25 protein-coding genes are annotated in these 21,222 nt (G+C 62.6%); 16 read left to right on the top strand and 9 right to left on the bottom strand.

Features of this window, described 5'->3' with window-relative positions; translation table 11 throughout:
* Positions 1 to 18: 18 nt before the first annotated feature.
* The 3 genes from H351_RS19110 to H351_RS19100 all read left to right on the top strand — a co-directional run bounded on the left by H351_RS19110 (position 19) and on the right by H351_RS19100 (position 4,564).
* The gene (locus H351_RS19110) at positions 19 to 642 is read left to right on the top strand and encodes a TIGR03085 family metal-binding protein (protein WP_003942175.1); all 624 of its coding nucleotides are present in this window, start codon (positions 19 to 21) and stop codon (positions 640 to 642) included.
* A gap of 124 nt (positions 643 to 766) precedes the next feature.
* Positions 767 to 3,538 (top strand): DNA translocase FtsK, encoded by a 2,772-nt coding sequence (locus H351_RS19105; RefSeq protein WP_201026950.1) that lies wholly within the window; start codon positions 767 to 769, stop codon positions 3,536 to 3,538.
* Positions 3,539 to 3,583: 45 nt separating this feature from the next.
* Positions 3,584 to 4,564 (top strand): TerC family protein, encoded by a 981-nt coding sequence (locus H351_RS19100; protein ID WP_019748181.1) that lies wholly within the window; start codon positions 3,584 to 3,586, stop codon positions 4,562 to 4,564.
* A gap of 10 nt (positions 4,565 to 4,574) precedes the next feature.
* Here the strand turns inward: H351_RS19100 and H351_RS19095 are convergent, their stop codons facing one another.
* The gene (locus H351_RS19095) at positions 4,575 to 4,859 is read right to left on the bottom strand and encodes a YciI family protein (protein ID WP_019748182.1); all 285 of its coding nucleotides are present in this window, start codon (positions 4,857 to 4,859) and stop codon (positions 4,575 to 4,577) included.
* A gap of 59 nt (positions 4,860 to 4,918) precedes the next feature.
* Complete coding sequence (locus H351_RS19090; RefSeq protein WP_019748183.1) at positions 4,919 to 5,443, bottom strand: amino-acid N-acetyltransferase; 525 nt, start codon at positions 5,441 to 5,443, stop codon at positions 4,919 to 4,921.
* Between the two features lie 120 nt (positions 5,444 to 5,563).
* Between H351_RS19090 and pgsA the strand changes: the two genes are divergently transcribed.
* The 5 genes from pgsA to pspM all read left to right on the top strand — a co-directional run bounded on the left by pgsA (position 5,564) and on the right by pspM (position 9,016).
* The gene (pgsA, locus tag H351_RS19085) at positions 5,564 to 6,205 is read left to right on the top strand and encodes a CDP-diacylglycerol--glycerol-3-phosphate 3-phosphatidyltransferase (RefSeq protein WP_003942125.1); all 642 of its coding nucleotides are present in this window, start codon (positions 5,564 to 5,566) and stop codon (positions 6,203 to 6,205) included.
* Positions 6,202 to 6,699: a CinA family protein gene (locus H351_RS19080; RefSeq protein WP_019748185.1), complete on the top strand. Its 498-nt coding sequence runs from the start codon at positions 6,202 to 6,204 to the stop codon at positions 6,697 to 6,699. Before pgsA ends, H351_RS19080 begins: the two co-directional genes overlap by 4 nt.
* Positions 6,700 to 6,789: 90 nt before the next feature.
* Positions 6,790 to 7,170, top strand: a complete 381-nt coding sequence (locus H351_RS19075; RefSeq protein ID WP_003942191.1) for a helix-turn-helix domain-containing protein — start codon at positions 6,790 to 6,792, stop codon at positions 7,168 to 7,170.
* A gap of 156 nt (positions 7,171 to 7,326) precedes the next feature.
* Positions 7,327 to 8,139 (top strand): phage shock protein PspA, encoded by an 813-nt coding sequence (gene pspA / locus H351_RS19070; RefSeq protein WP_003942098.1) that lies wholly within the window; start codon positions 7,327 to 7,329, stop codon positions 8,137 to 8,139.
* Between the two features lie 31 nt (positions 8,140 to 8,170).
* Entirely contained in the window at positions 8,171 to 9,016 is an 846-nt protein-coding gene (gene pspM, locus H351_RS19065) for a phage shock envelope stress response protein PspM (protein WP_020907518.1), read from the top strand.
* Between the two features lie 38 nt (positions 9,017 to 9,054).
* Here pspM and H351_RS19060 read toward each other — a convergent pair whose 3' ends face one another.
* The 3 genes from H351_RS19060 to H351_RS19050 are packed head-to-tail and all read right to left on the bottom strand — an operon-like array spanning position 9,055 to position 10,940.
* Positions 9,055 to 9,660: an energy-coupling factor transporter transmembrane component T family protein gene (locus tag H351_RS19060; protein ID WP_021344055.1), complete on the bottom strand. Its 606-nt coding sequence runs from the start codon at positions 9,658 to 9,660 to the stop codon at positions 9,055 to 9,057.
* The gene (locus H351_RS19055) at positions 9,657 to 10,337 is read right to left on the bottom strand and encodes an energy-coupling factor ABC transporter ATP-binding protein (RefSeq protein ID WP_029255235.1); all 681 of its coding nucleotides are present in this window, start codon (positions 10,335 to 10,337) and stop codon (positions 9,657 to 9,659) included. The genes H351_RS19060 and H351_RS19055 overlap by 4 nt, the downstream gene beginning before the upstream one ends.
* Positions 10,338 to 10,343: 6 nt before the next feature.
* Positions 10,344 to 10,940, bottom strand: a complete 597-nt coding sequence (locus tag H351_RS19050; RefSeq protein WP_019748189.1) for a biotin transporter BioY — start codon at positions 10,938 to 10,940, stop codon at positions 10,344 to 10,346.
* A gap of 225 nt (positions 10,941 to 11,165) precedes the next feature.
* On the opposite strand from H351_RS19050, the gene H351_RS32305 reads away from it, so the two are divergent.
* The 8 genes from H351_RS32305 (at position 11,166) to recX (ending at position 17,687) form a co-directional block, all read left to right on the top strand.
* Positions 11,166 to 11,354, top strand: coding sequence for a hypothetical protein (locus tag H351_RS32305; protein ID WP_019748190.1), 189 nt, complete (start codon positions 11,166 to 11,168; stop codon positions 11,352 to 11,354).
* A gap of 17 nt (positions 11,355 to 11,371) precedes the next feature.
* Positions 11,372 to 12,085, top strand: a complete 714-nt coding sequence (locus H351_RS19045) for a PIG-L deacetylase family protein (RefSeq protein ID WP_029255236.1) — start codon at positions 11,372 to 11,374, stop codon at positions 12,083 to 12,085.
* Positions 12,086 to 12,158: 73 nt separating this feature from the next.
* The gene (locus H351_RS19040; protein WP_019748192.1) at positions 12,159 to 12,797 is read left to right on the top strand and encodes a TetR/AcrR family transcriptional regulator; all 639 of its coding nucleotides are present in this window, start codon (positions 12,159 to 12,161) and stop codon (positions 12,795 to 12,797) included.
* 2 nt (positions 12,798 to 12,799) lie between these two features.
* Positions 12,800 to 14,350: a glycerol-3-phosphate dehydrogenase/oxidase gene (locus H351_RS19035; protein WP_029255237.1), complete on the top strand. Its 1,551-nt coding sequence runs from the start codon at positions 12,800 to 12,802 to the stop codon at positions 14,348 to 14,350.
* Between the two features lie 12 nt (positions 14,351 to 14,362).
* The gene (locus H351_RS19030) at positions 14,363 to 15,526 is read left to right on the top strand and encodes a glycosyltransferase (protein ID WP_029255238.1); all 1,164 of its coding nucleotides are present in this window, start codon (positions 14,363 to 14,365) and stop codon (positions 15,524 to 15,526) included.
* A gap of 52 nt (positions 15,527 to 15,578) precedes the next feature.
* Complete coding sequence (locus H351_RS19025) at positions 15,579 to 15,773, top strand: DUF3046 domain-containing protein (protein ID WP_003942185.1); 195 nt, start codon at positions 15,579 to 15,581, stop codon at positions 15,771 to 15,773.
* A 289-nt stretch (positions 15,774 to 16,062) separates the two neighbouring features.
* Entirely contained in the window at positions 16,063 to 17,100 is a 1,038-nt protein-coding gene (gene recA, locus H351_RS19020; protein ID WP_007735170.1) for a recombinase RecA, read from the top strand.
* 8 nt (positions 17,101 to 17,108) lie between these two features.
* Positions 17,109 to 17,687 (top strand): recombination regulator RecX, encoded by a 579-nt coding sequence (gene recX / locus H351_RS19015; protein WP_020969471.1) that lies wholly within the window; start codon positions 17,109 to 17,111, stop codon positions 17,685 to 17,687.
* A gap of 115 nt (positions 17,688 to 17,802) precedes the next feature.
* On the opposite strand, the gene H351_RS19010 is transcribed toward recX, so the two are convergent.
* The 4 genes from H351_RS19010 to gluA form a co-directional block, all read right to left on the bottom strand.
* Positions 17,803 to 18,699: an amino acid ABC transporter permease gene (locus tag H351_RS19010; protein WP_007735172.1), complete on the bottom strand. Its 897-nt coding sequence runs from the start codon at positions 18,697 to 18,699 to the stop codon at positions 17,803 to 17,805.
* Entirely contained in the window at positions 18,696 to 19,376 is a 681-nt protein-coding gene (locus tag H351_RS19005) for an amino acid ABC transporter permease (RefSeq protein ID WP_019748198.1), read from the bottom strand. Before H351_RS19005 ends, H351_RS19010 begins: the two co-directional genes overlap by 4 nt.
* Positions 19,377 to 19,475: 99 nt before the next feature.
* On the bottom strand, positions 19,476 to 20,312 hold the full coding sequence (locus H351_RS19000) for a glutamate ABC transporter substrate-binding protein (RefSeq protein ID WP_020907523.1): 837 nt from the start codon (positions 20,310 to 20,312) through the stop codon (positions 19,476 to 19,478).
* A 126-nt stretch (positions 20,313 to 20,438) separates the two neighbouring features.
* Entirely contained in the window at positions 20,439 to 21,167 is a 729-nt protein-coding gene (gluA, locus tag H351_RS18995) for a glutamate ABC transporter ATP-binding protein GluA (protein WP_007735175.1), read from the bottom strand.
* Positions 21,168 to 21,222: the final 55 nt, after the last annotated feature.

Here is a 21,222-nt window from a genome sequence, read left to right as displayed (position 1 = left end):
TCGAGTACTTTGGCGAAGGTGACCTTCGCTCATGACGAACGACTCGCCCTGGTTGACAGCATGGTCGAGTTCGGCCCCGATGCTCCGACACTGTGTGGGGAGTGGACCAATCGTGACCTGGCAGCACATCTGATTGTCCGGGAGCGGCGTCTCGACGCCGCTCCCGGAATCATGTTGAGCCCTCTTGCCGGTCACACCGAAAGCGTTCGAAAGGCCGCAGCGGCGCGTCCGTGGGAGGAGATCCTCGACGACGTTCGGAGCGGGCCGCCGCGATGGTCGCCGATGTACTGGCTCGACGCGCAGGTCAACACCACCGAGATGTTCGTTCACCACGAAGACGTACGCCGCGCACATCTGAACTGGGCGCCGCGTCCGTTGTCGGAGGGTCGGCAGGCTCAGCTGTGGAAGTACGCACGCCAGATCGGCAAGATGGGCTACCGCAAGGCTGCTGTCGAGGTAATTTTCGAACTTCCCTCCGGCGAGAGTGCGGTCGTCCATAAATCCGGCTCTCGCAGTGTTGTCTTGCAGGGCGAACCCGCCGAGTTGCTGCTGCACGCTTTCGGTCGCAACGAAGTGAAGATCGAAGCCAAAGGTGAACTGGCCGACGTCCAATCCGTGATGGCGCTCGATCGCAGTTTCTGATTGCCTTTTTCTACCTGAGTAGCGCTCGACCGACGGGTTGCGAAGATCACGTTTCGCACTCGCGACCAGTGTTGCTGGTGTTGCGGATGGTCCAGATGGGGTCGCACAGACTAGCCTGAACTCCATGGCAGGTAAGTCGAGCGCCCGGGGATCCAGTACAAGCACGTCCACGTCCAGGGCATCGACCAGGTCGTCAGCCTCCACTCCGAGTGCGCGCACGACCGCAAAACCTCGCACCTCGCGCACCACACGGACGGTGTCGACTCCTCGGAACGTCACGACTTCGGCCAGGGCTGGTGGGCGCCCGGCCTCGGGCAAAGGCTCCAAGCCAGCGCCCAAGAAGGCCTCCGGTACGTCGTCGGCCGCGCGCCGCCCGGTATCGAAAACGTCTCAGCGGGCCAGTCCGTTGGCGGCCGTCGGCAAGGGAATAGGAGCCGGGTGGTCCCTGGCTGCCCGCGGCGTCGGCGCCACCACACGCACCGTCAGTAAGGTCGGCGAGATCGAAGCCGGCCACCGCCGCGACGGAATAGCGCTCGGCCTGATCGCATTCAGCGTCGTCATCGCCGGCGGCGTCTGGTTCAAGGCCGGTGGTCCGATCGGCGGCGGCATCGACACCCTTGTGCGCGCTATCTTCGGCGCGGCCTCGGCCGTGCTCCCCATCGTCGGCGTCGGCCTCGCGATCCTGTTGATGCGCACAGAACCGAAACCTGAGATCCGCCCCCGACTGATCATGGGATCGTTGCTGGTCGGTCTGCCGGCGCTCGGCCTCTGGCACATCATCTCGGGTTCACCGACAGACTCCACCGGTCGCTCCAACGGAGCAGGGTTCGTCGGGTACGTCGTGGGCGGCCCGCTCACCAACGGGCTCACCGTCTGGCTGTCTGCGCCGCTGCTGGTCATCGCCGCCGGATTCGGAATCCTCCTTCTGACCGGAACCACGCTGCGTGAGGTGCCGAGCAAGTTCCAGTCCTTCTTCGGTGCCTCGTATCGCTCGGACGAATACGGCGACTACGGATCCGAATTCGACGAGGACGGCGAGCACCACTACGGCGAATCTGCTTACGATCCTTCACTGTTCGACGCCGACGGCTACCCGGTCGACACCTACGCCGAGCCACCGCTCAAGCCCGCCAAGCGGACCAGCCGACGCGCACCGATCGACAACTACCCGACGGACGAGTTCGAATCCGGCGACAAGAAGACCGAAGTACTCGGTCTGTGGAACGCCGACGACACCGCAGTACCCGACGAGCCCGTCGTGGCTGCTGCCGCGCCCGTCGTGGAGACTCCGGCGCCGCGCCCCAAGGTGCCGGCCCGTTCCGTCCCTATCGCCAAGCCTGTGCCGAAACCCGAACCGGAGCCGGAGGAGAAGGAACACTTCGTCACCGATCGGGTCACCGACGGCGACTACAACCTCCCTCCGACGACGTTGCTGATCGAAGGGGACCCGCCCAAGCTCCGCAGTTCTGCGAACGACGCGATGATCGAAGCGATCAGCGAGGTCCTCGAACAGTTCAAGATCGACGCCGCCGTTACCGGATTCACCCGCGGCCCGACAGTGACGCGGTACGAGGTCGAACTCGGCCCGGGCGTCAAGGTCGAGAAGATCACCGCGCTCGCCCGCAACATCGCCTATGCAGTGGCTACCGACAACGTCCGCCTCCTGGCCCCCATTCCGGGTAAGTCCGCGGTGGGCATCGAGGTACCGAACTCCGACCGCGAAATGGTTCGCCTCGCCGACGTGCTGAACGCGCCGAGCACCCGACGCGATCACCATCCACTGGTGATCGGTCTGGGCAAGGACATCGAAGGTGACTTCGTCAGTGCCAACCTCGCGAAGATGCCCCACCTTCTGGTGGCAGGTTCGACCGGCTCGGGTAAGTCGAGCTTCGTGAACTCGATGCTCGTCTCGTTGCTCACCCGAGCAACGCCGGAAGAAGTACGGATGATCCTCATCGACCCGAAGATGGTCGAGCTCACGCCGTACGAAGGTATCCCGCACCTGATCACGCCGATCATCACTCAGCCGAAGAAGGCCGCGGCAGCGCTGGCCTGGTTGGTCGAGGAGATGGAACAGCGTTACCAGGACATGCAGGCCAACCGGGTGCGTCATATCGACGACTTCAACTCCAAGGTCAAGTCCGGCGAAATCACCGCCCCTCTGGGCAGCGAGCGCGTCTACCGTCCGTACCCGTACATCCTGGCAATTGTGGACGAGCTGGCCGACCTCATGATGACCGCTCCCCGCGACGTCGAAGAAGCGATCGTCCGCATCACGCAGAAAGCCCGTGCTGCCGGTATCCACCTGGTGCTGGCAACGCAGCGCCCGTCCGTCGACGTCGTCACCGGCCTGATCAAGACCAACGTGCCGTCTCGTCTGGCGTTCGCGACGTCTTCACTGACGGACTCGCGAGTCATCCTCGATCAGCCAGGCGCCGAGAAGCTCATCGGTATGGGTGACGGCCTCTTCCTGCCCATGGGTGCGGGTAAGCCGACCCGTATGCAGGGCGCGTTCATCACCGACGAAGAAATCTCGGCGGTCGTCGACTTCGCGAAGAACCAGGCGGAGCCCGAGTACACCGAAGGTGTCACCGCGCAGAAGGCCGGGGAGAAGAAAGACGTCGACCCCGACATCGGCGACGACATGGATGTCCTCTTGCAGGCCGTGGAATTGGTGATCACCAGCCAGTTCGGTTCGACGTCGATGCTTCAGCGCAAGCTGCGAGTCGGGTTCGCCAAGGCCGGCCGACTGATGGACCTCATGGAAAATCGTGGCGTCGTCGGACCCAGCGAGGGCTCGAAGGCCCGCGAGGTACTCATGAAGCCTGAGGAACTCGACGGTCTGCTGTGGTCGATTCGCGGCGGCGACCCGGATGAGGCACGCGCAGACGAGTAGGGACACCTCGGCGGACAAGCCGTCGACAGACGACCGGAGGAACCCGTGCATGTGACGCCGTTGGCTTGGGGAATCACGATCGTGGTGATCCTCGGCCTGTTCGTCTTCGACTTCTTCGCCCACGTCCGCACTCCGCATGCGCCGACCTTCCGGGAGTCCGCGTTCTGGTCGACTGTCTACATCTCGATCGCCATCGTCTTCGGCCTTGTTGTGATGTGGATCTGGGGCACCACGTACGGCGGTGAGTACTTCGCCGGCTATGTCACGGAAAAGGCGCTCTCGGTCGACAATCTGTTCGTCTTCGTGATCATCATGTCGACCTTCGCGGTGCCACGAGAGTTCCAGCAGAAGGTATTGCTGATCGGCATCGTCCTCGCGTTGGTGATGCGCGGAATCTTCATCGGTGTCGGTGCCGCCGCCATCAACGCATACAGCTGGGTGTTCTACCTCTTCGGTGCGTTCCTGATCTACACCGCGTACACCCTGATCCGCGATCACGGGCACGAGAAGGAAGCCGAGGAGAAGCGCGACAGTCGCATCATCTCGCTCGTGAAACGGGTGCTGCCGACTACCGAGGAATACGACGGCGACAAACTGATCACCCGGATCGACGGCAAGCGTGTCGTGACTCCGTTGTTGTTGGCGCTCATCGCAATCGGCTTTGCCGACGTGCTCTTCGCGCTCGATTCGATTCCGGCGATCTACGGTCTGACCCAGGAACCGTATCTGGTCTTCACCGCCAACGCCTTCGCGCTGATGGGCCTACGGCAGCTGTACTTCCTGATCGGCGGGTTGCTCGAACGGCTGGTCTATCTCTCGTACGGGCTCTCGATAATCTTGGCGTTCATCGGTGTGAAGCTGGTACTTCACGCGTTGCACGAGAACACGCTCTCGTTCGTCAACGGAGGTGAACACGTCTCCGTGCCGGAAATCTCCACGGCACTCTCACTCGGAGTGATCATCGGAGTATTGGCGGTGACGACGGTCGCGAGCCTGTTGAAGACTCGCGACCGGGCCGGGGAGTAGGCCGACGCTCTCAGGCGCTGAACTGACCCAACACCGGAACCCACTCGGTGATCCGGACCTTCTCGATCAAATCGGCGATCGCGAACGGGTCGTGGGTGAAGAGGAGTGAAACGGTGTCGGCGTCAGCGGCGTCGACGATGATCAGCGCGCCGTTTCCATCTGCAAACGGGCCAGATGACAGAACGATCGAGCGGGAAACCAGATCCGCGAGCCAGGCGCGGTGATCGCTGCGGACTTCGTCGCGCTGAGGGGTCTTCTCGGGTGCGTAGGTGTATTCGACGAGGAACAACGACATCGTGAACCGCTTTCGGAGGCTGATGATCGAGACAGGTGTGTTTGAAGAGTCTGAACGGTTCAGAGAGTCAGGAGCATGCGAGTATTGCCGAGTGTGTTGGGTTTCACATAGCTCAGATCGAGGAACTCGGCGACGCCGGCGTCGTAGGACCGACACATTTCCGCATAGACCTCGGCGGTGACGGGAGTGCCGTCGATCTCCGCGAATCCGTGACGGTGGAAGAACTCGGTCTCGAACGTCAAAACGAACAACCGTTCCAACTCCAATTCCTTGGCGACCTCGATGAGTTTGTCGACGACGTGGAAACCTGCGCCCTGCCCTTTCGCAGTCGGATCGACTGCGACGGTGCGGATCTCACCCAGGTCCGCCCACAGCACATGCAGTGCGCCGCAAGCGATTACCTGGTCACCCCGCTCGGCGACCCAGAACTCCTGGACTGCCTCGTACAGCGTCACGAGATTCTTCTCGAGGAGGATCTTGCCGGCGTAGATGTCGATCAGACGCTTGATTTCGGGGATGTCCGACGTTCGCGCGCGACGCACGATCAACTGGCTCTCGGTATAGGTCGGCGCGGTCGAAGTCATGTGGTGCACATTAGTCAATGGCCCTACCGATATTCTAAGTCGCGTGCCTGTCCGCCCCACGCAATTCCCGCGCCGCTCGGCTGTATCCCGGGTTCGGCTCACCGCCTGTGCGGTGATCCGATGAGTACCCCGCGCGATCAGACCGACGCCCATCGCGCCGCCGTCGGCCCGTCCGACGGCACACCTGTCGCGGACAACCCGGTTCCGTTGCTGAACATCGCGAACATTCTCACGATGGTCCGGATGGTTCTCGTTCCGGTGTTTCTCGTTGTTCTGTTCGTCGACGGCGGACACTCGACGTGGTGGCGTCTCGGGGCGATGGGCGTGTTCATCGTCGCCGCGATCACGGATCGGATCGACGGCCAATTGGCTCGGAAGTACGGTCTGGTCACCGATTTCGGCAAACTCATGGACCCGATCGCGGACAAGGCGCTGATCGGAGCCGCGCTGATCGGGCTCTCGGTTCTCGGCGATCTGTCGTGGTGGGTGACCGGAGTGATCATCGCCAGGGAACTCGGAATCACGCTGCTGCGGTTCGCGGTTCTGCGGCACGCGGTCATCCCGGCGGGCAAGGGCGGCAAGCTCAAGACCCTCGTGCAGGCCGTTGCGATCGGGTTCTACCTCTGCCCGCTGCCGAGCAGTTGGGACATCGTCAGCGGGCTGCTGATGGCCGCTGCCGTCGTGCTGACGGTGGCGACGGGAATCGAATACATCGTGCAGGCGATCAGGCTTCGCGCCGGAGTTCGCGCAGTCGAGTCATGACCGACCCGCTGCTCGGACTCGGAGTGGTCGAACTTGTCGAGGCCCTCGGCGCCGCGAAGCAGACTGTCGCCGCCGCCGAATCTCTGACAGCAGGGTTGTTCACGGCTGCAGTCGCGTCGGTGCCGGGGTCGAGCGCGGTGCTGCGTGGGGGGCTGGTCGTGTACGCGACCGACCTGAAAGCAACACTGGCTGGTGTGGATCCAGGCCGCCTGGCAACGGACGGCCCCGTGTCCGAGAGCACGGCGGTGGCATTGGCGCTCGGTGCCCGGACGAAGTGCGGTGCGGACTGGGGTATCGGTCTGACCGGAGTCGCCGGTCCGAGTGAGCAGGACGGACACCCGGTCGGAACAGTGTTTCTCGGTATCGCCGGCCCTGACGGAACCGAATGCGAACCGCTCGCGCTCGGCGGCGAACGGTGGGAGATTCGGACAACCGCGGTCGCGACTGCCGTGTCGCGGTTGCGTGATCGTGTCGTAGAGCGTGCGGCACGATAGGCTCGGGAACCAATCGGATGTGTTCGGACGTTGACGATTGTGAAGACGTACGACCATGCACGATGAGGTCACGGATGAAGGAGGAGCGAGATGGCGCTGCTATTGCGTGAGGCAATCGGTGACAGTCTCCGGCGTACGCGCGTTTCGCAGAGCCGCACGCTACGTGAGGTCTCGAACAGCGCGCGTGTGAGCTTGGGCTATCTGTCCGAAGTGGAACGTGGACGTAAGGAAGCATCGAGCGAATTGTTGGCGGCGATCTGTGATGCGCTCGCAGTCCCACTGTCCGACGTGCTGGTCGACGTGAGCGAGACCCTGGCCACGAAGAAGAGCGCTCCGGTAGCTGGTCGGCAGGTTGCCGAACCTGCCGTGTCGGCTTCCGGCTCTGTCTCGGCTTCCGGTTCGCCGACTATCGCACGCGACACCCGCGTCGTGATTCCGGCACCGAACGCTCGAAGGTTGGCGGCGGCGTAGCCACTACCGGCCGTAACCGATAGATTTTGTACGTAACCGCCGGTTTCCAGCAGGTGGGGTCAGAGCAGATAGGGCGCAGCCCTTGTTTCGGTGCGCGACGGTCGCGCTCCGGGTCGCGTTCGGCGCGGCGCATCAGATGGAGGCAGGATCAAACCAATGGCTAATCCTTTCGTCAAGGGCTGGAAGTACCTGATGGCGCTCTTCAATTCGAAGATCGATGAGAAGGCAGATCCAAAGGTTCAGATTCAGCAGGCGATCGAGGACGCACAGCGCCAGCATCAGGCGTTGTCCCAGCAGGCTGCGTCGGTGATCGGTAATCAGCGTCAACTCGAGATGAAGCTCAGCCGTCAACTCGACGAGGTCGAAAAGCTCAACGCCAACGCGCGCCAGGCAGTCAACCTCGCCGATCAGGCCGCTGCTGCCGGCGACAACGACAAGGCGATTCAGTACACGAACGCTGCAGAAGCTTTTGCGGCCCAGTTGGTGACGGCCGAGCAGGGCGTCGAGGATCTGAAAGCACTGCACGACCAGTCCTTGCAGGCAGCCGCTCAGGCCAAGAAGGCCGTCGAGCAGAACGCGATGACACTGCAGGCAAAGGTTGCCGAGCGCACCAAGCTGCTCAGCCAGCTCGAGCAGGCCAAGATGCAGGAGCGCGTGAGCGAGTCCCTTCGTTCCATGGACAGCACGCTGTCGGCTCCGGGCAACACACCCAGCCTCGATGCTGTGCGCGACAAGATCGAACGTCGCTACGCTGACGCACTCGGCTCGGCCGAGCTCGCCCAGAACTCCGTTCAGGGCCGCATGATGGAGGTCCAGCAGGCCTCGGTCCAGATGGCAGGGCACAGTCGCCTCGAGCAGATTCGGGCATCCATGAAGGGCGAGGCGCTGCCGTCCGGCGGCGCAGCAGCCACTCCCGCGACTCCGTCCGTCGAGAAGCAGCCCCCGGCTGCCGGTCAGACCGGGCAGTAGCCGAATCCTCGATGTCGGCAGTGATGCTCTGATGTTTTCTTCACGAGACGGTCGATCTGGGCGTGAGCCCCGGTCGGCCGTTCCCGTTTCCGTATCCGGCGCTTTCGGAGCCTTGGGACGCACCGCGGATACATTGCGCGAGGTCGGGCTTTCGGCGGCGGATGCCGCTCGGCGATGGCAGGACCCGCGGGCCAAGTTCGAGCGCAAGCGTGCCCGTGCGCGCCGACGCGCTCAGCGTTGGGGTTTCATGTCCGGGGGATCCGTGGTCGGCACGGCCGGCCTCGCCGTCGCGTCGGCTCCAGAGTGGTCGGTGGTCGTGGCAGGCGGGGGAGCGGCACTGTTCGCGGTTCCCGCCGTGATCGCGGTCGGCCGCTACCGTTCGATGAGTTCCGGCCCACCGCCGTCAGCGCCGATTCGCCGGCGGTTGCCACCGTCGTCGTCTCGCGCGTTCATCCCGATGTCGCGCCTCATCGGCGCCGAGACTTCGCTGTTCGAGATCTTGAGTGTGCTCAGACGCGCCGACACCATCGACCCCGGTGAGTTGGACGAAATCACTGTTACCGCCGATTCGGCACTGAGAGCGATGTTCGCGGTGTCTTCGGATGTCGTCGCGATGGAACGCGCCGTGGCCGCGACGCCGAAGGTAACCGAACCTCTTGATCCCACCATCGACGGCGCAGTCCGTGAGTTGCAGTCGGGGTTGGATCAGTACGAGGATCTGGTGACTTCGGCAGCTGCTCTGACAGCGCCTCACAGCCCGTCGGCGCTCGTGGGATTCAACCGAGAGCTTTCGGCGCTGCACGCGGCCGCCGAGCGGCTCTCGGCGCTTGCCGACGCCATCGGCGAGGTGGACGACATCACCCGCAAGTACAACTGATCGGCCCTCGCGCCGATCAATGCTCCCTGTTCGACATCTCAGTCGTCGGCGCCGCGTGCCGCCAATGCTTCGCCCATTGCGTCCGCGGTCATCAGGGTGCCGACGATGACCGGCACTGCGAAGGATCGCAGCGAGAATCCGAGCCCTCGCGCCTTGCGTGCCTCGGACACCTGTGTGATGACCTCGAACATCAGCGGGATACACCGGATCGTCATTGCGAGGAGCAAGGCGATCCGTTCGGGATTGACGCCGAAGCGTCGCAAGGGTGTCAGAAATCTGGTGATCGCGTCGAGCATCTCGGAGATCCGTGTGGTCAGACCCATGATCGCCGCGAAGGCGATCGAAATGATCAGAACCCCGCAAACGACGGCCGCTCGCTGCCATCCCGCGACTATCAGCTGGAACGCCCCGATGAAGAGCAACATCCACAGCGCCGGACGCAGCTGCCGGATCGCAGTCATCGGAGGAATGCGCGCAATCGCGTACAGGGTCACAACGACGATCGTGGGAGCTGCCAGTTGCCACGGCTCACGCACGAAGATCGAGACGGCGAGAATGGCCACGACCAAGGCGAAGAGCTTGATCCCCGTCGGCATCCGGTGCAGGAGTGAGCAGCCCGGACGGTAGACGCCGAGAGTGGTCACGAGACCAACGACCGGTAGTGATCGATGGAGTCGGCGGGGGAGCCGTCAGCGACGACGCGTCCTTGGTCGACGACCAACACCCGTTCGAAGGATTCGAGGAGATCGAGTTGGTGGGTCACGACGATCAGTTGCTGATCGAGTGACTCGAATACCGAGCTGATCAGCCGAGAGTTGCGAAGGTCGAGGAGCGTGGTGGGTTCGTCGGCGACCAGTACGTTCGGTTCCGTCACCATGATGGCTGCGAGCGCGAGGAGCTGTTTCTGCCCGCCCGAAAGCTGGTGGGTGGGATGGTCGGCGTGCCCGGCGAGGCCGTAGCGTTCGAGCACCGAGGCCACCTTTGCGGCGCGCTCGGCTTTGCCCAATCCGCTACGGCGGAGCGAGAATTCGATGTCCTCTGCAACCGTCGGCATCACGATCTGGTGGTTGGGATCGGTGAAGACGAATCCGACCTGCTTGCGTACGTCGCGGCCCTTCTTCGCCGTGTCCAAGCCGTTGACTTGGACGCGTCCTTCCGTTGGAACGACCAGTCCGTTGATCATGCGAGCGAGGGTCGACTTGCCGCTTCCGTTCGCACCCACGATTCCGATTCGCTGCTCGCTCAGTCGCAGATTTATCTGCTGCAGGACCGTTCGTTCACCGAAGCTGTGTCCGACGTTCTCGAAGACGATCTCACTCATCGGAGATTAATTCGCCACCACGGTCTTGTTCGACGAGATCACCGAGTCGCGCAGTAGTGCCGGGTATGCCCGATGGACCTGGGACGCGACCAACGCGGTGACGACCGCTTTTGCGGCGTCGAGAGGAATGAAGGCGGCGTTGGCCGACCATGCGGCAACGAAGCTCATGTGTCCGCGGACCATCATTCCGACGATGCCGAACGCGTAGAGAATGACGACGCCGCCGAGAAGGTTGATGCCGATGCCCGCGATGATCCGGTACTTGGGCAGCATCTTGGCAGTCAGCCATCCGATGACAAACGCCGTCGGGATCCAACCGATGAGGAATCCGGCCGTCGGGCTGGAGAGGGACACGAGTGCGGTGCGACCGCCGGCAAGGACCGGTAGCCCGACCAATCCCAGGGCAATGACCGTCAGGACGGCGAGAACACCCTTGCGCGGTCCGAGTAGAGCGCCGGCCATCATGACGCCCATGGACTGAAGTGTGATCGGTACACCGGAGATGCCGATGTTGATCGACCCGGGGAGGCCCAGCGCGATGATGAGTGCGGCGAAGACGGCTACATGCGCGAGATCGCGAGCGGGGAAACGGGTCGTAGACACTGCGGACGTGCTCCTTCGGCATACGGGATCGAACTTCGCGAGTTTACGCCAGGAGCAAGCTCCGATGGGTTGGACACCTGACCTGCGTGAGGGCCGGTCTCGGGGTGAACCCTGATCTTTACCTGAACTTGCCGCTGAGCTGCTGCTTTGTCACGCCAGACCTGTCAGGCTGGTTCTACGGACGACGCAGCACCTGTCCGATTCGACTGATTATTCAACGGCACGTTGGAGGCAAGCATGTTTTGGAAGATCGTTTTGGCCGTCGTACTGGTGTGGGTCGCACTCGCGGTGGTCGGTGCGCTGATCAAGGGGCTTTTCTGGGTTCTGGTGGTCGGCGCTGTCGGCTTCGGAATCTATTTCCTGGTGAAGGCGATGTCGGGAAGTGACGACAATTCGCCCGCTTCGCGGTTCTGACGGGCAAGATCTGCCCTATGGAAAACTTCCCCGAGGACTGGCAGCGCGCGATTGTCATCGTGGCGCATCCCGATGACATCGAATACGGCGCAGCCGCAGCAGTGGCGCAGTGGACCGATCTCGGCAAAGACGTGCGATATGTCCTGGCCACGCGCGGCGAGGCCGGAATTGCCGGTCTGTCGCCCGAGGAGTCCGGCCCGGTCCGCGAGGAAGAAGAGCGTCGCTCGGCCGCGATCGTCGGTGTCAGTGAGGTGGAGTTCCTCGGCCTGCCCGATGGTCGTCTCGTGGAAGGCTTGGAGTTGCGCTCGACTCTCGCCGCAGCAATTCGTCGTCACCGCCCGGAATTGGTGGTGACGATGAACTTCTCCTATACCTGGGGGCCTGGCTACCTCAACAGCGCGGATCACCGAGCGCTCGGGATCAGCGTCCTGGACGCGACCGCTGATGCGGCGAACGAATGGATCTTTCCGTCATTGACGGCGCAGGGACTGGCGCCGTGGTCCGGCGTTCGGTGGGTTGCGGTCAACACGATGACTCCTACACACTGCGTCGACGTGACGTCGACGGTCGATCGCGCCGTGGATTCGCTCGCAGAACATGCGCGATATCTGGCGGCGTTGAGTTCCACGCCGATCCGGGAACAGGCGCGCGCACAGATCGACATGGTCAGCGGACCGAAGCCTGGATTCGACGCCGAGCGCGCAGTTGGTTTCGAGTTGTACTATTTCTGATGATCTCTGAGCGAGAGAACTCGCAAGTCCCGACGGGATTACCGGTGACTTGTCCGGTATTGTGTTACACACGATGGTAATCCGTAACGCAGATGGCCCAATTGTCCCTCGCAAGGCAGACGGTCAGCGCATCCCCAGCCGCGAGATCGACGACGTGATTCTCGACGCAGCAAGGTCGTGTGTCCTCGATTTCGGAATGCAGCGAACCACACTGGCGGAGATCTCGCGTCGCGCCGGCGTGAGCCGGCCGACCGTCTACCGGCGATGGCCGGACACGCGAGCCGTCGTCGCGGATCTGCTCACCCGGGAGATTCGATCGGTGCTGCCCGAGGTGACCTTCACCGGGTCTGCGGCCACATTGCTCGTGGAAGCGATCGGGGACGTCGTCGGCCAGATTCGCGACCATCCGCTCTTCGTGAAGATTCGGCACGCTGATCAAGAGTTGCTCACCACCTACATCGTGGACCGACTCGGCGCGAGCCAGAAGTCGATTCTCGAACTGATCACTTCCGTCGTCGCTGCCGGTCAACAAGACGGTTCGATTCGCGAGGGAAGCGTCAACGAGATTGCGGCGATGGTTCTACTGATGGCTCAGTCCGTCGTCATCTCCGCACCGACTCTCGAGCCGGAACTTTCCGCCGACGCGTCGGTCGAGCAACTCAGACATGCGGTCGCTGCGTATCTGGCACCTGCAAAGAATTCGGGAGAATAGCTGTGGACCCTCGAGATTCAGCAGGCAGTGATTCAGCAGGCGGCGATTCAGCTCTCAATGCACAGCGGCGTACTCGTGAGCTCGAGCAGTTGGCGAACGGCGATTCGGTTGACGTCCTGGTCATCGGCGGCGGAATCACCGGTGTCGGTGTCGCTCTCGACGCCGTGACTCGTGGGCTCAGTGTTGCGCTGGTCGAAAAGCACGACCTCGCGTTCGGCACCAGCCGCTGGAGTTCGAAACTGGCACACGGCGGCCTTCGGTACCTGGCTTCCGGCAATGTCGGTATAGCGCGTGAAAGTGCGGTCGAGCGCGGCATTCTCATGACGCGCACCGCGCCGCACCTCGTTCGCGCCATGCCTCAACTCGTACCGCTGTTGCCCGAAACGTCGTTCTTCGGGAAGGCCCTGGTGCGTACCGGTTTCCTGGCCGGTGACGCTCTGCGCATGTCGGCGCGAACCCCGGCTTCGGTTTTACCCAGATCACGGACGGTCAGCGCTGCGCGGGCGCGCGAATTGGCTCCCGCGGTCAAGCAGGAGAACTTACGCGGCGCCTTGACCGCGTTCGACGGGCAGCTCATCGACGACGCCCGCCTCGTCGTCGGCATCGCCCGAACCGCAGCGTCCCACGGCGCGCGAATCCTGACCCGCGTCGGTGCATACGACGTATCCGGAACGTCGGCCACCTTGCGCGACGAGTTGACCGGGTCCGAGTTCTTGATGCGTGCCCGCGTCGTGGTCAATGCGACCGGTGTCTGGGCTGATCAGGTCGACTCCAGCATCACCCTGCGCCCCAGCCGCGGGACGCACCTGGTGCTCGATGCAGCGCGATTGGGGAACCCCACGGCAGCACTGACCGTGCCGATTCCCGGCGAGACCAACCGTTTCGTCTTCGCGCTGCCCGCGCAGCTCGGCCGGATCTACCTCGGGTTGACCGACGAAGCAGCGCCGGGACCGGTGCCCGACGTACCGACGGCGTCCGAGGACGAGATCGACTTCCTGCTCGACACCGTGAACACGGCGTTGGAAGTTCCGCTGACCCGTGAGGACGTCTTGGGGACCTTCGCGGGTCTGCGTCCGTTGCTGGACACCGGTGAAGGCTCGACGGCCGACCTCTCGCGCAATCACGCTGTAGTCCGTTCGGACTCGGGCTTGGTCACGGTGGTGGGCGGAAAACTCACGACGTACCGCAAGATGGCCGAAGACGCCGTCGACGCCGCGGTCGAGGTCGGATCGCTGAGCGCCGGGGCGTGTCGGACACGCGCGTTGCCGCTGGTAGGCGCTGCATCACCGGTGGAATTGAAAAAGATCAAGGCACCGGCGTCGTTGGTGGCGCGATACGGCACAGAGGCCGAGGTCGTGGCCGCGGCGAGCAGCGATCGACTCCGATCGGTTGCGGACTTGGAGATCTGCGGCGCCGAGTTCGATTTCGCGGTATCGCATGAAGGCGCACTCGACGTCGACGACGTCCTTGATCGCAGGACGAGAATCGGATTGGTGGCTTCGGATCGCGAACGCGCACTGGGTGCGGCGGAACAGGCCTTTCACTCGGTGTGACACTCTGATCCGGTGCGTGTAGCCGTTGTTGCCGGGCCGGACCCGGGTCATGCTTTTCCCGCAATAGCGTTGTCGCTGGCGTTGATCCAGGCCGGCGACGACCCGATTCTGTACACGGGGACCCGGTGGGTCGAGGCAGCGCGAGCGGCCGGCGTGGAAGCCGAGCCTCTCAAGGGCTTGGCCCCGCGGCCGGGAGACGACGATCTTGATGCAGGCGCTCGGATTCATTCGCGCGCCGCCTATATTTCCACCGAACTGCTTCCCGACCTGAAATCCGTCTCCCCGGATCTCGTCGTCTCCGACATCCTCACTGCCGGAGGCGGATTGGCCGCCGAACGACTCGGCATCCCCTGGGTGGAACTTTCGCCTCACCCGCTGTACTCACCGTCGCGGGGGTTACCGCCGATCGGCAGTGGGCTCGCGCCCGGCATCGGAATTCGTGGTCGACTTCGCGACACCCTGATGCGCGCCGCAACAGGACGTTCGATCAAGCAAGGGTTGGCGCAGCGCTCGCAGGCCCGTGTCGGCATCGGGCTACCCGCCCTGGATCCAGGCCCGCATGCTCGCCTGATCGCAACACTTCCGGCACTGGAAGTGCCACGTCCCGACTGGCCGGAGCACGCTCACGTCGTCGGCCCGCTTCTCTGGGAGCCGACCGAGGTGATTCTGGATCCACCGCCAGGTGACGAACCGCTGGTTATGGTGGCGCCCTCCACGGCGCACACCGGCGCAGTGCGAATGTTCGAGGGCACGGTCGAAGGACTCGGCGGAGCCGGTGTGCGGCTGATCGCGTCGATGCTCGACGGAGCCGAAGGCGAGCATCCCGATTGGGTTCGTGCAGGTCTCGGACGCCAGGACGCGATGCTGCGTGACGCGTCGGTGTTGGTGTGCGGCGGCGGGCACGGCATGTTGGCGAAGGCCTTGCTGGCCGGCGTGCCGACGGTCGTCGTTCCCGGGGGTGGGGACCAGTGGGAGTTGGCCAATCGCGCTGCGCGGGCAGGGACGTCGGTGATCGTGCGGCCCGCAGATGCCCGCTCGATTCGCGATGCCGTGCTGCAGGTGCTCTCCGACAAACGATTCGCGGAAGCTGCGATGTCCGCTGCCGCGACTGCGTCGCAGGTCACCGATCCGGTGGCGGTGTGCCGACAGGTGGTCAACGGCGGTGTGACGGCGTGAGCATGTTGCGCCTGAATGCAGGTGCACCGTTCTGTGGACTACGGTGGCGGCTGTGCGGTTGACCGAATTTCATGAAATGGTGCGCGAAGAGTTCGGGCAGGTACGAGGCGACTCGATGCTGATCGACCATGTACTCCAGAGTCTCGACGGAATGACTGCTGCGGAGGCCGTCGAAGCAGGTTGGGAGCCTCGCGAAGTGTGGCGTGCGCTCTGTGTGGAGTTCGACGTACCGCCCGCCCGCCGCTGATTTTTTCGGCGTGTCGAACGTCTCCCATCTTCTGTTCGAACACGTGTTCGTCTATGCTGAAGCTGTTCGGTGGTGACGCTCCTTTCGTAACTGCGAACTTTCGGTTATCGACAAGCACGGTTATCGACAAGCACAGTGATCGACAAGCGCGAAAGCAAGATCGAAAAGTCTGTCGGTGGCCGGATCTACTCTGATCGCAACACACCAACAGGGTCGGCTCAGGCAGGCGCTGAAGAGACGGAGTCTGCTCAGGCAGGCACTGAAGACTGAAACAAGGATGGGGATCACGATGGCACCACAGGCACCTGATCGGGACAAGGCACTCGACCTCGCGTTGGCGCAGATCGACAAGAACTTCGGCAAGGGTTCGGTGATGCGCCTGGGCGAGGGTGTTCGTCAGCCCATCGCCGTCATTCCCACCGGTTCCATCGCGCTCGACGTCGCGCTGGGTATCGGCGGACTGCCGCGTGGCCGCGTCATCGAGATCTACGGCCCGGAATCTTCGGGTAAGACCACCGTGGCACTGCACGCAGTTGCCAATGCTCAGGCCAACGGCGGCATCGCGGCGTTCATCGACGCGGAGCACGCACTCGATCCCGACTATGCAGCCAAGCTGGGCGTCGACACCGATGCACTCCTGGTCTCGCAGCCCGATACGGGTGAGCAGGCTCTCGAAATCACCGACATGCTGATCCGTTCGGGCGCCCTCGACATCGTCGTGATCGACTCCGTGGCCGCTCTTGTTCCTCGCGCCGAGATCGAAGGCGAGATGGGTGACAGCCACGTCGGTTTGCAGGCTCGACTGATGAGTCAGGCACTGCGCAAGATCACCGGTGCCATGAACAACTCGGGCACCACCGTCATCTTCATCAACCAGCTTCGCGAGAAGATCGGCGTGATGTTCGGTTCTCCCGAAACCACCACCGGTGGTAAGGCACTGAAGTTCTACGCTTCGGTCCGCCTCGACATCCGTCGTATCGAAACTCTCAAGGACGGTACCGACGCAGTCGGTAACCGCACTCGAGTCAAGGTCGTCAAGAACAAGGTCGCGCCGCCGTTCAAGCAGGCCGAGTTCGATATTCTCTACGGCCAGGGCATCAGCAAGGAAGGCTCGCTCATCGATATGGGTGTCGAGCACGGGTTCATCCGCAAGTCCGGCTCCTGGTACACCTACGAAGGTGACCAGTTGGGTCAGGGCAAGGAAAATGCTCGTAAGTTCTTGCTGGAGAACACCGATATCCGTGACGAGATCGAGAAGAAGATCAAGGAAAAGCTCGGTATCGGTGCTGACGTCACTGCAACCGACGAAGCTCCCGCCGACTTCTGAGTTCAGTCATGAGCTTCGACGACGGTGACAACGGCGAGAATGCTCGTGAAGAGTACGGCGCTCCTCGGCGTCGATCCCGTCAACGATCCGAGAAGCCGTCGCAACGCGCAGAAGGTGGGACAGAGGCGCAGGCCAAAGATGCTTGCCTGCGCCTTCTGACCGACCGGGCGCGCAGCCGCTCCGAACTGGAAACCAAGCTGAGCGGACGCGGCTTCGAACCCGAGATCATTACCAAGGTCCTCGATCGACTCCAGGAAATCGGGTTGATCGACGACGCGGACTTCGCGAACCAATGGGTTCATTCGCGGCATACGTACTCGGGCAAGGGAAAGCGTGCGCTTGCAGTCGAGTTGCGGCTCAAAGGAATCGACCAGGACGTCGCTTCCGAAGCGTTGTCGCAGATCGATCCGGAAGATGAGCGCGAGCGAGCAGCGGAGCTGGTTCGGCGGAAGCTGAAGAACAAGCCCGTCGATGATCGTGACAAGGTCACGCGTCGACTGGTCTCGATGCTGGCACGCAAGGGATATTCAGCTGGGATGTCGTACGAGGTGGTCAAAGCCGAGATGGCGGCGGTCACCGACTTGTAGCGAAGTGCAGCATTCAGAACAACAGGGCGGGGGTACCACCGAAATTCGGTGGTACCCCCGCCCTGCTGTGTATTCGCGCTAACGCGGCTGGATTCGACTCACGGCTCCATCTGATTCACGGCTTGGTCAGGTCCATGCCCGGAACCGAAACGGCTGGGTCGGCGGACGGAGCCGCGATGGGGCCCTTGCCCTTTCGCTTTCCGGAACGCAGGCGCTTCTCCACCTTGGTTGCCAGGAAGGTCAGAGCCGAGTTGAGAGCGATCATAATCGCGGCGACCACGATGAGCGCCGGCAGGAAGTTTCCGTAGAAGGTGCCGAGCTGTTGGGCCTGACGCACCAGCTCGACATACCCGATCAGGTAACCGAGGGCGGAGTCCTTCAACGCCACGACCATCTGTGAAATCAGTGCCGGGAGCATGGCGGTAACCGCCTGGGGGAGCAGGATCGTCACCATGATCTGCGTCTTGCGCATGCCCAGTGCCTTGGCGGCCTCACTTTGCCCTCGTGGGAGTGAGTTGATTCCGGCACGGACGATCTCGGCGATCACTGACCCGTTGTACAGAGTCAGACCCACGACGACTGCCGCGAGTGCGAGGTACTTGGACTTGAAGACCTCGTATTCGGCGAACACCTGATACGAGAAGATCATCAGAATCAGAACCGGTACTGCTCGGAACAATTCGACGATGACGCCGCAAATCTTCCGAATGATGTTGTGCTCGGAGAGTCGGCCGATACCCAGGGCAGAACCGAGGATGAGCGCGAAGACGATGGACATCGCAGCCGCGATCAGCGTTCCCCGGATGCCGGGTATCAGATACGTTGTCCACGACGTGGATTCGAGGAACGGATCCCACTTCGCTGCTGTCAGCTGGCCCTTTTCGTCGAGTGCGCGGTAGATGACGTAACCGATTGCGACCATGAGTGCAGCGACGACAAGGGATGCGAATCGGTAGAGATTTCGCGCTCTGGGACCTGGCGCGTCGTAGAGGACTGTTGCGCGGTTGCTCATCGTGAAACCTCGAATCGCTTGCTCAGCTTGCCGAAGATCAAGCCCATGGGAAGTGTCAGGATCACGAAACCGACAGCGAAGATTCCACCGACGACGAAGATCGCCGCTTCGTTTTCGATCATCTTCTTCATCAGCGCTGACGCTTCGGATACGCCGATCACCGCGGCGATGGTCGAGTTCTTGGTCAGTGCGATCAGCACGCTACCCAGCGGTGCTGTGACCGCGCGAAATGCCTGAGGCAGGACGATCAGCCGAAGATTTTGTGCAAACGACAGACCGAGTGATCGGCCCGCTTCGGCCTGGCCGACCGGAACGGTATTGATTCCCGATCGAAGTGACTCACACACGAACGCGGCGGTATAGACACTGAGGCCGAGTACTGCGAGTCGGAAGTTGTTGTCTGTCAAGAACGTCGGTGAGTCCGACTTGGCGAGATTGACTCCGAGCGTCTGCGACAGACCGAACAGACAGAACAGCAGAATCAGTGTCAGGGGGGTGTTGCGGAACACGGTCACGTACGCGGTACCCAGGAATCGGGCGACCGGAACCGGTGACACGCGCATGGCCGCGATCAGGACACCGATGATGACGGCGCCGATCGCGGAGAAGAACGTCAGCTGGATCGTGGTCCAGAAGGCTTCCAGAATCTGGTCGCCGTACTTGCTCAGAAGGTTCACTTGCCGTCTCCCCAGATCACGGGATCTCCGTTGGTGGCGTCACGCGCTGCGGCTCCCGAAGTGGGGAGCCGCAGCGAGATTGACGGTGAAAAAAGCAGGTCAGTAACGATCAACGGTGGGCGGGGCCGGGATCGGGTAGCCCGAAGCACCAACGGTGTTGTTGAAGGCTTCTTCCCACGCGCCGGTGGAGATCATCTTCTCGATGGCATCGTTGATCTTGCCGCGACCCTCGGAATCGTCCTTGGCCAGGCCGACACCGTACTTTTCGGTCGTGAACGGTTCTCCGACGACCTTCAGCTCGCCCGGGTACTGGGCAGCGTAGCCGGCGAGGATGATGTCGTCGGTGGTGACAGCGTCGACAGCGCCGTTGCGCAGAGCCTCGACACAAGCGGAGTAGGTGTCGAGCGGCTGGAGCTGGACGTCCTTTGCGTAGTTGTCCTGGATGTTCTGCGCCGGAGTCGAACCCGACACCGAGCAGAGCTTCTTGCCGCCGGTCAGGGAATCAGGGCCGGTGATGTCGGTGTTGTCGGAGCGAACGAGCAGCGACTGGCCTGCGATGAAGTACGGGCCGCCGAAGCTGACCTTTTCCTTGCGCGTGTCGGTGATCGAGTATGTCGCGACGATGTAGTCGACCTCGCCGTTCTGGATCAGGGTCTCGCGCTGGGCTGACGGAGATTCCTTGAAGGTGATGCCTTCGGGCTTTACGCCGAGTTCGTTTGCGATGTAACGGGCTACCTCGACGTCGAAGCCGGAGAAGGTGCCGTCAGGGTTGCGCTGACCGAGGCCGGGCTGATCGAACTTGATGCCGACGGTGAGAGTGCCGTCGGAAGCGCTCTCGGTGATCGACTTGTTCTCCTCGCCGCCGCCACAGGCCGTGGCAGCGAACGCGATGGCCATGATTCCGATTCCGAAACGGACGGAACGATTGATCTTCATGAAGATCCTCTCAGTTGTCGACACACGAACAGTGCAGTCGAGATGAACGGTGCAGCCGAGGTGAACGGTGCAGTCGAGCAAGTTGTCTTGTGGACGAGGACAGGACTGTCGGAGGGGAGACTGTAATCAGTGCGTGAGGATCTTGCCGAGGAAGTCCTTGGCCCGATCCGACTTAGGATGGGTGAAGAACTCTTCGGGCGTGGTGTCTTCGACGACCTGGCCGTCAGCCATGAACAGCACACGATCGCCGGCTTTGCGCGCGAAGCCCATCTCGTGCGTGACCACGAGCATGGTCATGCCTTCCTTCGCGAGGGAGGTCATGACGTCGAGGACTTCGTTGACCATCTCGGGGTCGAGAGCGGAGGTGGGCTCGTCGAACAACATCACCTTCGGCTGCATCGCAAGAGCGCGAGCAATGGCGACACGCTGTTGCTGACCGCCGGAAAGCTGCGCCGGGTACTTGTCGGCCTGATTGGCGATACCGACACGTTCGAGCAACGCCTGCGCGGTCTTCTTGGCTTCGTCCTTTTTTGCCTTGCGGACCTTCATCGGTGCGAGCATGACGTTCTCGAGGATCGTCTTGTGCGCGAACAGGTTGAAAGACTGAAAGACCATCCCGACGTCGGCACGAAGCGCGGCAAGTGCTTTGCCCTCTTCAGGGAGCGTCTTGCCGTCGACGGCGATGGTGCCGGAGTCGATGGGTTCGAGGCGATTGATGGTGCGGCACAGAGTCGATTTACCGGAGCCCGACGGACCGAGGACGATCACCACTTGGCCCTTGGGTACCTCGAGATTGACCTCTTGCAGGACGTGAAGTTCCCCGAAGTGTTTGTTCACCGAGGTCATCGAAATCATGGATGTGGAATCGCCGGAGGTGGTCGGCGTCGTCGCATCGTCGGCTTGGGTCATA

Source organism: Rhodococcus erythropolis R138 (assembly GCF_000696675.2).
In the GTDB taxonomy this organism is placed as follows: Bacteria; Actinomycetota; Actinomycetes; order Mycobacteriales; family Mycobacteriaceae; genus Rhodococcus_F; species Rhodococcus_F erythropolis.
The sequence above is the reverse complement of the archived record's forward strand: the minus strand, read 5'-3'. Positions and strand labels throughout refer to the sequence as shown.